We start from the raw sequence: 13,876 nt of genomic DNA on the forward strand, positions 1-13,876 counted from the left end.
AACATTAATATGTTGAATATCGAAAAAACGTTTGACCAAATCACAGCGATGGGGCCAATGCATCTCAAGGTGTTTACTTACATCATGCAGATGCTTACAGATAAATATCAGGTTTCAATGCTTGATTTTGACCTTGAAAAATCTATCTTTTTCTATGGTATCGATTCTTTAAAGATCATTGAAATTCATAGCACCCTTGAAGGACAGTTAAATACTAAAATTCCTACAGAGGCTTTTTTCCAAGCAAATACTTTCAAAGAGATGATTGATGATATTGTTAAATCGATTTCTAATCAGGATAATGTCGGAGTTAAAACTAGTAACTATTCTTTACAAGCAGAAATTGAAGAAGCGTTAGAATATCTTCTTCGAGATCGTGGTGATGGTGCAACAGAAAACCAAGGCAGTCAGACTAATACTACATTATTGACTGGAGGATCAGGGTTTGTCGGTACTTTTTTTCTCAAAGAACTGCTTGAACGCACTGATCTTAAGGTTTTTTGTTTGGTACGCGCTGCCGATGAAGAAGCAGGGTTAAACAGGATTAAAAAGACAGCATTAAAATACAATGCTTTTCTTCCTAGTGGATGGGAAAACCGCGTACAAATCGTGATTGGTGATATGTCCAAGAAGCGGTTTGGACTGTCTGAAAGTGTCTATGAAGATTACGCAGAAAAAATAGACAGTGTATATCATGTTGCAGCAGTAGATAACTTTTATTTACCCTATAACATTATTAAGAAAACCAATGTTTTCGGAACTATTGAAGTGGCAGATTTTGCTTTGTCCCGCAAAATAAAACCCTTCTATCATGTATCGAGTTGTGCCGTTTCTTTGCTGGAAAAATGCAGTGATCCCCCGACTATTATTGGTCTGGTTAATGGATATGCCCAAACTAAGTATGTAACGGAGCAGATTATCTTACGTTTGGCAGAAAAAGGATTACCTTGGATCAGTTTTCGTTTAGGATATTTATATACATTGGGGATTTCAAATGTTGATCTTAATCCCAATACTTCGTTTAATAAATTGCTTCAATTAGTGGCAAAAGCTTACGACAAAGTAGAAGAGGATTTCTTCATTGAAGCGGATGCTTTTGAGAATTTTCTCATGGCTATTCCTGAAATTGGTTGTGTCCCAGATATTGACGCTAATTTCGATCTTATGCCCGTTGAATATTCAGCCAAAGCGATTATTAAGACCTCATTACTACCGATGAATGAGAAACAACAATGTTATACTTTCTATAACCCCCAGCCTCTCAATTGGTCTGATATTGTCAGTTACTTTAAAAAGCTTAATAAGCGGATTGAAACTGTTCCTTTGACAACCTTTGTTGACAAGTATCAAGAGTATGTTCGACACACCGATAACAACAGTATTAAGCTTTTGAAATCTGTCGTATCTCGTGAATTAGATCAACAACTTAATACCATGTTCCGCAAGATTGATACGGACATGGTTAAGGAGGATATCCATTGGTGTCCCCCTTGCGAAAAGCCTTTTACTCATGCTTATGTAGATTTTGTTCTTAATGGATGATTTCTTGTGGGACTTTGACAATCTTATCTGATTAAAAAGGGGAAGAAACCTTACCAAACGCTAATTTTATATTTTTAGAGGTAGACTCACCTCTAAGCCATTGTATTGAGCGTTTAAGTGTTTTTGAGCCAATAATATATAGAGCTTTCACCCATTTTTAGCCTTACTTTTTGTCAAAGTCCTAATGCTATAATAGCAAAGACTATCGAAAACCTAAAATCTTAAGGAGATAATTCAATGACAGTAACAATTTCAACAACAATGTCACCCAAAAAACCTATTGATTTTGTTGAACGTAATAATCTGAAAGCGTTCCGAGAAATTCTAAGAGACTGGCTCGCTATTGCCTTAATTATAGCCTTTAGTATTTGGGCAAATAATATCTTTGTTTATGTTGTTTGTGTTTGGTTAATTGGGGCTTTTCAATTTGCCCTTGCAGAAGCGATTGCCCACGAAGCAGCCCATTATAATTTATTTACCTCAAAAGCCTGGAATGACCACCTAGAGTTTCTATATGCTTTTCCATTTTTTCGCACCCTTTATTCTTATCGGAAACATCACTTACCTCACCATACACATTTAGGAAGTGAAAAAGACTACCTCATTGAACACTATGAATTTTTAGGATTAAATAAAACAAACAAGAACGTTTTAATGATCTTGTTTATTAAACCGATATTAGGCTTTTCTGCAATTTTCTTTGTTGTTGAGACTATTCATGATACCTTTCTAAACTTTAAAACAGGACTACAAGAAAATAATGGACGGTTGCTTAAAAATCTCCTTCAACTTTGTTTATTCTGGCTAGTCGTTATTTTCGGATTTTATTGGTCAGGAAATTTAGATATTTTATTACTTTACTGGTTTGTACCTTTAGTGTGGTCTTATTCTTTCTTTTCAGCTTTTAATGAGGTGCATGAACATTATAATACTGTGTCAGGAACAAGATCAAATGTCAATCCTTTTCTTAATTTCATATTTCACAATGGATGTTATCATTATGTTCACCACTTATGTCCTACTATTCCTTGGTATAATCTGCCCAAAGCACATCAATCTTTATGTCCAAATAACCCAGATATATCAAAAAGTTTGCTAGAAAGCTATCGGCAAATAACCCGTGACAATTCAGCAATAAAATCATCAGAGGTTAATTAAAATTTATTTAACCAGAAAAAACAATAAAAAGAGGAAACCTGTAAGGAATTTGGGATTAAGTATCAAAAGTATGAATCCGTTGGGGACGCTCTCTTATCTCATTTTCGATTACTGCGCCGCCTTGGTAAACCAAGTACAAATTTTTGATTTATTTGGCTAGGTTGGCTATTTATCTAAAATAACCAACTTACCAATTCTTTATTAACGTTTTTCTAGCAAAAAAAAACAATAAAAAGGAGTTGAATCTCATGACACAAACAGTAACACAAACAGTATCTTATCCCTCAAACCTTGAATCAATTAAAAAGCTAAAGTTTGCTGAAAATACTGAGTTTCGGACAACCTTAAACAGACGAATTGATGATTTTTTTCAAACCACTGGACGGCAAAAACGAGACTGTCCCCAGATGTATTTGAAGACAGCTATTCTAGTCCTTGGTCTTATAACTATTTATGTATCTTTAGTTTTTTTAGCACAAGAATGGTGGCAAGCTCTAAGTTTATCAATTTTACTTGGACTGTTCATGGATGGCATTGGTTTTAACCTTCAGCACGATGGTTCCCATAATGCCTATTCCAACATTCCTTGGGTGAATAAACTGATGGCTATGTCTATGGATGTGATTGGTTTTAGTTCCTATTATTGGAAGATGGGACATACTGTACTTCATCACAAATATGTCAATTTAACAGGGTATGATCAAGACTTTGAGTTTGGTACTTTTGCTCGGAAAACACCCTTTCAGAAGTGGTTTCCTCATCATCGTTGGCAACATTATTATATCTGGTTACTTTATGGGGTGTATGCTATTGAGTGGTCATTGATCCGTGATGTCAATAATTTATTAAGCAATAAAATAGACCATCTCGATTATCCTAGACCAAAAGGGATGGATCTAGTTATCTTTTGGCTAGGAAAGTTAATTTTTTTGACTTTTGCCTTCGGTATTCCCTTAATATTTCATTCAGTATGGAATGTTTTATTGTGCTATGGAGTTGCAGTATTTAATATGGGTTTCTTCATGAATTGTATTTTTTTATTAGCACACGAAGTTGAAGAAGCAGAATTTCCTATGCCTTCAGAAGATACAATAATGGTAAAAAATGAATGGGCTATTCATCAAATTGAAACCAGTGTTAACTGTTCCTTTAATCCTTTTTTAAGTTGGTTCTGTGGTGGACTAAATTTTCAGATTGAGCATCATCTATTTCCGAAAATTTGTCATATAAATTATGCTTCTATAGCCCCTATTGTTGAAAAGACTTGTCAAGAATTTGGTGTAAAATATCAAACAAATAAATCACTTTTTGCTTCTTTATCATCACATTTTCGATTACTGCGCCGCCTTGGTAAACCAAGTCCAAATTTTTAATTTATTTGGCTAGGTTGGCTATTTATCTAAAATAACCAACTTACCAATTCTTTATTAACGTTTTTCTATCAAAAAAAAACAATAAAAAGGAGTTGAATCTCATGACACAAACAGTAACACAAACAGTATCTTATCCCTCAAACCTTGAATCAATTAAAAAGCTAAAGTTTGCTGAAAATACTGAGTTTCGAGCCACGTTAAACAGACGAGTTGAAGATTTTTTTAAAACCACTGGACGACAAAAACGAGACTGTCCCCAGATGTATTTGAAGACAGCTATTTTAGTTCTGGGTTTTATAGCTATTTATGTATCTTTAGTTTTTTTAGCACAAGAATGGTGGCAAGCTCTAAGTTTATCAATTTTACTTGGACTGTTCATGGATGGCATTGTTTTTAACCTTCAGCACGATGGTTCCCATAATGCCTATTCCAACATTCCTTGGGTGAATAAACTGATGGCTATGTCCCTGGATGTGATTGGTTTTAGTTCCTATTATTGGAAGATATTTCACAATGTACTTCATCACAACTATGTTAATATAACAGGGTATGATCAAGACTTTGAGTTTGGAACTTTGGCGAGAAAAACACCTTTTCAGAAGTGGTTTCCTCATCATCGTTGGCAACAATATTATATTTGGTTACTATATGGTGTGTACAGCATCGAGTGGTCATTAAGTTTTGATTTCGAGAGTTTTTTTAGCAATAAATTACGCCATGTAGATTATCCTAGACCCAGGGAAAGGGAGTTAGTTATCTTCATACTGGGAAAGACAATTTTTTTGAGTCTTGCTTTCGGTATTCCCTTAATGTTTCATTCCATTTGGAATATTTTATTGTGCTATACTGTGACACAATTAACATTAGGAATTGTGATGAGTTGCATCTTTTGGTTAGCCCACGAAGTTGAAGAAGCAGAATTTCCTATGCCTTCAGAAGATACAAGAATGGTAAAAAATGAATGGGCCATTCATCAAATTGAAACCAGTGTTAATTGTTCCTTTAATCCTTTTTTAAATTGGTTTTGTGGTGGACTAAATTTTCAGATTGAGCATCATCTATTTCCACAAATTTGTCATGTAAATTATGCTTATATAGCCCCTATTGTTGAAAAAACTTGTCAAGAATTTGGTGTAAAATATCAAACAAACAAATCACTTTTTGCTTCTTTGTCATCACATTTTCGATTACTGCGTCGTCTTGGTAAATCAAGTTCAACTCTTTAATTTACTTGGACAGGTTGGCTTTATTGTATTAGTTAAATAGCCAACCTACTATTATTACTCTTTCCTTGTCCATTATCTATTATCTTTAGGACACAATTTAAAGAACAAATCGGTTTTAAACTATGTTACATCCCTCTCATCAACTTCGCTTTATCAATCCAGTTATTGGTTATGGTGTCTTTGCTACTGAACCAATTCCCAAAGGAACAATTGTCGGATTTGTAGATTCTCTTGATATCAAGATTTTACCGAAAACTTATGAGCGTCTTAATGACAAAGTTAGAGCAATTATTGAGCATTTTGTTTATATTGACAAAGAAGGTGATGGAATCTTAGCTTGGGATAATGAAAAGTACATAAACCATAGTTGTGATTCTAATGCCCTTGTTACTCCATATCATTTATCTATTGCTGCACATGATATTGCCAAAAATGAAGAAATAACTATAGACTATACCCTAAATGATGCCTATTTGGATATTCATAAAGAGGGGGAAGGATTGTCTTGTCAGTGTGGCAGTCCCAACTGCCGAAAAATCATTAATAATCTTGATATTGACAGTTACTTGCCTATTTTCATTTCTCGCTTAAATGAAGCATTAACTTGTTCACTTCAAGTTAAACAACCTCTTTTTGATTTTATGGATACTAAAGAGAAAAATGAATTAATTAAAGCTTTTCAGAATCATAGTGATTGTTCTAAAATTATGTTAGAGTTTCTCAAAAAGCGAAGCTCAAATTTTCATAAAAAATGGAACAGAATACTATCGTAAAAAGTCTAATAAACCATTATTTTTGATTTTTATGACTTTAAATTCCGATCCTCTTATCTTTAGATTTTTTAAGATGAGTGATACTGCTGACTCTGCTCAATTTGCGTCAAAAGAGTGGCCTGTTGCATCTATTTTAACAAACAAAACAAAAACAGTACTTTTGATGCATGGTTACTTGGAGTTATGCCGTTTATCGTCATCATACATGGAAGTTGCTTGCATCTCTAATAAAGTGGTAGGATTACTGGTTGGAAAAATTGAGACAGATTGCACTTTAAAAGCGAAAATAAAGTCCATTTTTTATTCTATAATAGTGTTAATAAAAGTCATTTCTGGGAAATATGGTAAATTATCTAAACCGTTATTGCTTGTAAAAAACTTGATTTCTACAGAGATAAAATCTCAACAGAGTTCGCCGAAATCAGATGGAAAGATCGTACTTTTTATGGTCAATCCGGAGTATCGAGGCCAAGGAATTGGTAAAACTTTAATGGACAGATTTGTAGTAGTTGCCAAAGATAAACGAGTTAAACGGATATCTCTTTATACCGATCCCTTCAGCAACTGGCAATTTTACGAGAAATATGGCTTTACACGCTATAGTACATTTAAGAATGATTTAGATTCATTCTTAAGAGGAGAAAATGTGAAAGGATTTATATATATTTTGGACATAAACAATACTCCGGACAGTTTTGATACGGAGTAATGACAAAATATTTGGAAGTTCTGAACAAAGGTAAATTATGTTTTCCTCGCCCTTATATTTCCCTAACTTTCGTTGGCTGTGGTTAGGGCAAACTTTAATCTTGTCTGCTGCTAAATTTTGGATGGTTTCGTTAACATGGTTGGTACTCCAGAAAACAGCTTCAGGATTGGCTGTTGGTACTGTATTAGTGGCGGCGGCAATTCCACGAGCCTTGTTTATGTTGGTAGGTGGTGCAATCAGCGATCGTTGGTCACCTCGAAATGTCACTATCATTGGAGGTCTGATTAATACTGTTTTAATTGGAATTGCTACTGTTTTGCTAATATTAGATGGTTTTAATCTCATTGTTTTCATTGTAATTGCTGTTTTATTTGGATTGTTTGAGGCTATTTTATACCCAGCGATTCTTGCCCTCTTGCCTCAATTGGTGAGAAAATCACAATTAGCAGAAGCTAACGCTTGGATACAGGGCAGTGAACAGTTTACCGAAGTCATCGGACCTGCTGGTGCGGGTTTTATGATTGGTGCGTTTGGATTAACCATTGCTTTTGCCATCAATACACTCATATTTGCCTTTGGTAGTTTGTTCATATACCTAGTGCGGACTCGTCGCCGTCAACCTCTGGCAACTGAACCAGAGAAACAAGCTTTAACAGGTGAGATTGTTTTAGGTTTAAAATATGCCTGGACACAGCCTGCTATCAGAATAAGTTTGCTACTTTTAGCAATGATTAATTTTGCAATGTTAGGTCCGATTATCATCGGCGTTGCAGCCTTAGTCAACGTAAAGTTTGGAGGTAATGCCACAACATTTGGTTATCTACAATCCGCTTACGGTATAGGTGCATTACTTGGTGTCTTAGTTGCCAGTCAAATGGGTGCAATTAAGAGTCTCAAAACCCCTCTTGTTTTACTGTGCTATGGTCTGGGTGCGGGACTAATAGCATTAGGATTTGTCCAGGACTTTTGGATAGCATCGGGAATAATTGCCTTAATGGGAATAGGAGGTGGTACTGTCACTGTACTGGGCATGACTTGGCTGCAACAAAATACAGCCTCAAATATGCAGGGACGAATGATGGGACTGACAATGTTCGCTGCGGTAGCTCTTGATCCCTTCTCTCAAGGTGTTTCTGGAGTGTTAGTAGAATTCAGTTTGACGGGATTATTTGTAGCAGCTGGAGTCACAATGTTCCTCACTGCCATAGCTTCGTCAATCGGCCGCACTCATACAATTAAATCAGTTACTACTGATTCTTCATTCCCTGTTTCCGAACCTGTAATTTCAGTGCGTAACCTGAATCATTATTTTGGATCAGGTATGCTACGTAAACAAGTATTATTTGACATTAATTTGGATATTCAACCTGGTGAAATTGTGATTATGACTGGACCTTCCGGTTCAGGTAAAACTACCCTTTTGACTTTAATGGGTGGTTTGCGTTCTGCTCAAGAAGGTAGTTTGAAAATTTTAGGACAGGAAATATGTGGAGCAAATAAACAACACTTAACTAAATTGCGCCGTCAAATAGGTTATATTTTTCAGGCGCACAACCTGATGACCTTTTTAACTACCCAAGAAAATGTGCGGATGTCGTTGGAATTGCATGATGAATATCTAAATCATGATATCAACAACAAAGCGATCGCCATGTTAGAGGCTGTCGGTTTGGCAGATCGTATCAGTTACTACCCCGAAAATCTTTCTGGTGGACAAAAACAACGGGTAGCGATCGCTCGTGCTTTAGTCAGCCAGCCTAAAATTGTCTTAGCTGATGAACCTACCGCTGCACTTGATAAAAAATCTGGCCGCGATGTTGTGGAATTGATGCAGAAACTTGCTAAAGAACAAGGCTGTACTATTTTGCTCGTTACCCACGATAACCGCATTTTGGATATTGCTGACCGTATTATTTATATGGAAGACGGTCAGCTTAAAGATGTCAATATTAAGGCGAAGATACAGTAAACGAAGTATATTTAGTATTTGGGGATGATTAGCTACTCCTTGTCCTGATATTTTTCATAATTATTGTCAGCCTGTTGATTATTTTTGACAGCACCCTTGCTAAATATCTTCTCTGTCCAGAGATAAGGAATTGGTAATAAAAACCAGACATATTCCCACCAACCTTGATCGATAATAGCAACTCCTATTGTTAATAAGGAAAACATCGGCTCTATCAAGATTTTCCATCTTGTAGAAATAATAATTTCACTATTTAGATCATCGGCAATTAGTCGGTGTTTATAAGTCGCATAATTCCAGTTAATAAATGATATCAATCCAATGAATGCAGTATTGACGCTAAAGCATATTTTCACAAGAGCATTTTCTGGAAAATAAATAACTAGGGTGTCAGAGTAAGGAATCAGAAATATTCCCATCAGATAAAGTAAATAGAGTGAAATATGAATCGTATCTGCTTGTTTGTAATATTTAAATTGCTTGATATGTTCTAGCCAGTAGAAACCAACAATCACAAATGCGATCGCGTAGCTAGTGAGTGGTTTTATTTGAGCTAGTAAAAATGCCACAATTTCTGAGTCTGTGGGCTGTTGCAGATTTTCAGGAAAATCAAGAGCTAAGAAGCACTCTGCCATTGCCAGTGCGAATATAATATCAGCTATTCTCTGAAGGTGGACAATAGGCTCTTTCTGATCAGAATTATTGTTTTTATCTTCATTCATTAGTCATATCCAAAAGTGCAGGCTACTTTTAATTTGTACGTTGGGTCAAAGTAAACTTACGGTGGAAAATAAAATTCAAATAACAAGAATTTCGGCATAACAGCTATCGTTTCTATATCGAACGCTCGTTATATTAAATAATATAATAAACCTAAAGTGTTTGTCAAGATATTTTTGCAAATTCAGATATCCTGCTGATTGCTCCGCGAACGCTCACGTTTCACAACCTAACCTACAAATTAAGGCTTTTTCCACTTTTTCAGCAAGCCCTAATTATAATTAAAATGGTGTTTTTACCTGTAAGTGGAAGATTTTTTCTACATGAGGATGCTGAAACCTCAACTCTCTCGCGTGCAGATATAATCTATCAGTATCACTATGATAACCATAGAGTTTATCCCCCAAAATTGCCATTCCCAGTCCTCTTGTATCAGCAGCATGAACCCGTAATTGATGAGTCCGTCCAGTCAAAGGCACAAATTCAACACGGGTATAATCTCCTTCTCTGTTCATAACGCGGAAGTGAGTTAAACTAGGTTTACCTCGTGATAAATCCACTTCTTGATAAGGACGATGATCAGGATTTCCCCATAAAGGTAAATTAATTTCACCTTCATTAATAGCTAGAGAACCTGTCAGCAAAGCTTCATAAACTTTAGATACTTGTCTTTTTTGGAATTGTTTACTTATTTGAGAATAAGTAACTGGATCTTTAGCTATTAAGAGAATCCCGGAAGTATCTTGATCTAAACGATGTACCGCGATTATTTCTTGATTATATAGATGACGTAAACGACTGATTACACTATCTTGATTATGAAAATAACGACCAGGAACAGATAATAGTCCTGATGATTTATTCACAGCAATTAGCCATTCATCTTCATAAATTATTTCTACTTGATTTGGCTTTAATCCTGATAGCAAAAATCCCATTAATGGCTGACATCTTTCCAAACAAGCACCATAAAATTCTCCCTGTATTTTATCCTCTACAGTAGAATTACCCCACCAAAATTCAGCCATTGCTAAAGGTTTTAGTTGATGAGTAGCTGCATAATGTAATAATTTAGGAGCGCAACATTCTCCTGTGCCAGTTGGTGTTCCTGTTGGTAATAATTGCTGTAGAGATAAAGATTGTCCTTGAAAATTAATTAAGCTATAAGCAGCGTGCATTTCTGTTTGTAAATGTCGGGATAGTTGTTTACGCTGTTGTTTTAGTACGGCAATTTTCTGATCTGCTGATGTTATAATTTTCTGTAAAGGTTGTAAAATTTCATTTTGACGACGTTTAAGATGGCGACGTTCAATTCCTTGTAGACGACTTTCTGTTTCCAATTGTTCCAGCGCAATTTTCAGAGATTCATCCGTGAGAGTTTGCCAAAATTCTTGACGTTGTGTCTGTCGTTGTAGTTTGCTACGATAATGGTGTAAACTAAGAGCCTGTAACTGTTGAGTATATTCAGCAGATAGAGTTTTATATTCTTCTCTTTCTGAAAGTTTCTCAAGGCTAATAATTTCTTGTTTAATGGCTTCTAACTTGGCTAAGGTCTGAGTTTCTAATAAAACCACTTCTTCCCTACCAGGAATTGGTGAAACCCAACCTTTAAGCATACTATTACCATTTAATAAACCGGAAAATGCTTTAATAACTCTTGGTTCACCATTGGGTAATTCAACTAACAAAATACCATACATTTTTCCCTCCTGGGAATAAAGATGATTTTGCTCAAGTTGTTGCATCAGATTATTAGCTATAGCTTCCGCTAAAGGGGTACGGGGTAATCTGAGTATTTCCCCTGTTTGGGGGCATTTTCCTTCATAGTAATAGTTAGGCTGTGCCGAAGTAATGATCAAATTAGATGAGATAAAATCTGAAAGCGGATGCAGGTAAATCATAAAATATATAGAGTATGATCAAATATTTGATAGTTAATAAATTTTTGTTGAAGTTGCTTGTTTTAATTTGTAAGCTTTTTTTGGTATGGACGTTAGTATATTTTACAATACCTCTAATTATTCTCACACCAGAAATTATTAATAATCCCGTTGGGAATTTTATCCTCACTTTGGTATTTTTGTGTTTACCATTTTTCCTCATATATCTATTTGTAGATGAGGATATGAAAAAAATTTCCCATTTACTGGCTATACTAACAAACAATCAACGCTATTACCAAAAAATTCATCAATTTATTGCTTATACAACTAGATATTTGATATTAATTATAATATGCTTCATGCCATTTTTATCTTTTTTTTCATCCTATCAAATTCAAAATTTGATTTATTGGCATCCTCAGCATAGACAAGAGAATTATACTCAATTGAGTCAATATTTACAAGCTAAAAATTGGGAAGATGCTGCGAAAGAAACACAATCAGTAATGTTGAAAATTACTAATAGAGAAAATAATAATTGGTTAAGTACCAGAGCTATTGAAACTTTTCCTTGTGAAGCTTTACAGAATATAGACAATTTGTGGTTAGATGCTAGTGAAAATAGATTTGGTTTTAGTGTCCAAACTAAAATTTGGAACCAAGAAAATAATGGTCAAATCAATTTTAATTATAAAATAGATCAGAAATTTCGTCAAAAAGTAGGATGGAACCCAGAAAATATAACCCATATAGAATCTCATTTCCAATTATCCACAGATACCCCCATAGGATATTTACCCAAACCTGTAGGAACGTCTTTGGGAAAAGCCTGTGTGGGAAATTTAGATAGGCTTTGGTTTGGACAAGCAGTAGGCTGTTATCACAAGATATTTATTCGCATGAATGATTGTAAATAAAATAAATGCTATATTTGGGGTAGGGAACAAACCAAGAATACAGATATCTTTGTTTGTTCTCAAAATTTTAAATTAGTTTTGCTCAGATAATTATTGAATTCAGATTGTGTTAAAATAACTATTTTTCGGAACTTCACTAAATGCGTAATCCACAAAAGAACCACATTAAAATTGATCCAGCCACCCTGGTTCTAATTGGGTCTGCTTTGATACTATTACCACTACTACTCGCTGGCTTTTTGGGGTAATTATCTATCCACAAAATTAAAAGTTGGTTATTTCCATTAACTGAAAATAACCATCAACTAGGAGTTTTTTTTCGTAACATTTAAATATCAACATTGATATTTTCTATCTGTCTAGCTGCTTTATCCCACAGTTTTGCAGATTCTTCATCATTCCAGTGAGTTCTCAGATTTTCCGCTTTTTTATGGCATATTCGCTCTAGCATCTCTAAAATTGCCGCTAGTGTCAACTGATCAACTAATCCCTCTAAAATACTCATGTATTCTTTCATAACAGATACCCCCTTTAATTTCTACTGAAAACTGAAAGAACCCTCCCTACCTTCTGTGTTAAAAAACGACACAAGAATTAGAAATTCTCGTCAATTAGTTCTGACTTTTATATTATCAACCCAATGATTTATAGAGGATGCAACTCTTCTTAATTCTCTACATTTGCGGTTACGTAGGTTGTGTTCAGCAAAGTAATATAATAGCTGAGGTATTTCCAGAAATATTGCCTTAAAACCCAAAAAATGAGATGCTTAAGGTGTATAAAACTGGAAATTGGGTTTATTCTTCAGATAAATCTATAAGTTTTGTGTCATCTGCAAAAACTCCGCAAACAAAGGTTCTCCAAAATTCATTAATCTCAGAGAAGGTATTTCATCAAACATATCTGGGTAAAAAGTAATCATGTATTCCCGGTTTTTATAGGTAAGTAGCCACGTTTTTTCGTCTTTTAGCTGAAAAATCACCCCAGTAGATTTTAAAATTGTTGATGTGGTAAATAAATGTTCAATGCTTTCTGGTGTAAAAGGAGTAGGTGGAATAGGCTTTTGAATTTCCGCTAAATCAGCATCTAAATCCATTGTTAGCATTGCTTCAATTCCTGGGCGGAGAGGTGCATTTAATACCGAGTCAAACTCAGACATCAACACATCCTCTTCTTCTGGATCTGCACTCATCGCAGCTTGTTCAATGAAAGTGGGAACTTTAGCTAAAATGGGTTGGAGATTACCAACAACTGTAGCAAAGGCGTTAATGCGATCGCGCAATTTTCTATAAACTTTTGCTTCTACAGTGCCATCATAATAAAAATTGTGAATGCGGACAGTTTCATACCTTTGTCCAATTCTATCAATTCTGCCAATTCTTTGTTCCACACGCATGGGATTCCAGGGCATATCATAATTGATTAATACCCCACAATTTTGCAAGTTTAACCCTTCTGACGCAGATTCACCCACATCCTCAAAATCCTTTAATCCTGATTCTCACAAATAAACCGATCCTGTACATCCTCTAATCCTGGAAATCCTGATTCAGACAAAAAAATATCAAACACAAACCCACATCCTCAAAATCCTTTAATCCTGATT

The 13,876-nt window shown here is 35.0% G+C and carries 12 protein-coding genes; 8 read left to right on the top strand and 4 right to left on the bottom strand.

Annotated features, from left to right (window positions below; translation table 11 throughout):
• Window positions 1-9: 9 nt before the first annotated feature.
• From AA650_RS11290 to AA650_RS29095, 7 genes are all read left to right on the top strand, one after another.
• Entirely contained in the window at window positions 10-1,542 is a 1,533-nt protein-coding gene (locus AA650_RS11290; protein ID WP_199924428.1) for an SDR family oxidoreductase, read from the top strand.
• Window positions 1,543-1,779: 237 nt separating this feature from the next.
• Complete coding sequence (locus AA650_RS11295) at window positions 1,780-2,700, top strand: fatty acid desaturase family protein (RefSeq protein ID WP_053539093.1); 921 nt, start codon at window positions 1,780-1,782, stop codon at window positions 2,698-2,700.
• Between the two features lie 248 nt (window positions 2,701-2,948).
• Window positions 2,949-4,073 carry a fatty acid desaturase family protein gene (locus AA650_RS11300; protein ID WP_053539094.1) on the top strand — a complete coding sequence of 375 codons (1,125 nt, stop codon included), beginning with the start codon at window positions 2,949-2,951 and terminating at the stop codon, window positions 4,071-4,073.
• A 101-nt stretch (window positions 4,074-4,174) separates the two neighbouring features.
• Complete coding sequence (locus AA650_RS11305) at window positions 4,175-5,299, top strand: fatty acid desaturase family protein (RefSeq protein WP_053539095.1); 1,125 nt, start codon at window positions 4,175-4,177, stop codon at window positions 5,297-5,299.
• Window positions 5,300-5,421: 122 nt separating this feature from the next.
• A complete protein-coding gene (locus AA650_RS11310) occupies window positions 5,422-6,072 on the top strand; it encodes an SET domain-containing protein (RefSeq protein WP_053539096.1) in 651 nt (216 codons plus the stop codon).
• A gap of 73 nt (window positions 6,073-6,145) precedes the next feature.
• Window positions 6,146-6,781, top strand: coding sequence for a GNAT family N-acetyltransferase (locus tag AA650_RS11315; RefSeq protein ID WP_199924429.1), 636 nt, complete (start codon window positions 6,146-6,148; stop codon window positions 6,779-6,781).
• A 37-nt stretch (window positions 6,782-6,818) separates the two neighbouring features.
• On the top strand, window positions 6,819-8,750 hold the full coding sequence (locus AA650_RS29095) for an MFS transporter (RefSeq protein ID WP_081424207.1): 1,932 nt from the start codon (window positions 6,819-6,821) through the stop codon (window positions 8,748-8,750).
• Window positions 8,751-8,782: 32 nt separating this feature from the next.
• Here AA650_RS29095 and AA650_RS11325 read toward each other — a convergent pair whose 3' ends face one another.
• Window positions 8,783-9,472 (bottom strand): TMEM175 family protein, encoded by a 690-nt coding sequence (locus tag AA650_RS11325; RefSeq protein WP_053539098.1) that lies wholly within the window; start codon window positions 9,470-9,472, stop codon window positions 8,783-8,785.
• A gap of 279 nt (window positions 9,473-9,751) precedes the next feature.
• A complete protein-coding gene (locus AA650_RS11330; RefSeq protein WP_053539099.1) occupies window positions 9,752-11,371 on the bottom strand; it encodes an RluA family pseudouridine synthase in 1,620 nt (539 codons plus the stop codon).
• A gap of 14 nt (window positions 11,372-11,385) precedes the next feature.
• Between AA650_RS11330 and AA650_RS11335 the strand changes: the two genes are divergently transcribed.
• Window positions 11,386-12,270: a GUN4 domain-containing protein gene (locus AA650_RS11335; protein WP_053539100.1), complete on the top strand. Its 885-nt coding sequence runs from the start codon at window positions 11,386-11,388 to the stop codon at window positions 12,268-12,270.
• Between the two features lie 328 nt (window positions 12,271-12,598).
• Here AA650_RS11335 and AA650_RS11340 read toward each other — a convergent pair whose 3' ends face one another.
• Window positions 12,599-12,787: a hypothetical protein gene (locus tag AA650_RS11340; RefSeq protein ID WP_027400728.1), complete on the bottom strand. Its 189-nt coding sequence runs from the start codon at window positions 12,785-12,787 to the stop codon at window positions 12,599-12,601.
• A gap of 297 nt (window positions 12,788-13,084) precedes the next feature.
• Entirely contained in the window at window positions 13,085-13,744 is a 660-nt protein-coding gene (locus AA650_RS11345; RefSeq protein ID WP_053539101.1) for a helicase-related protein, read from the bottom strand.
• Window positions 13,745-13,876: the final 132 nt, after the last annotated feature.

The sequence above is a fragment of the Anabaena sp. WA102 genome (genome assembly GCF_001277295.1).
In the GTDB taxonomy this organism is placed as follows: Bacteria; Cyanobacteriota; Cyanobacteriia; order Cyanobacteriales; family Nostocaceae; genus Dolichospermum; species Dolichospermum heterosporum.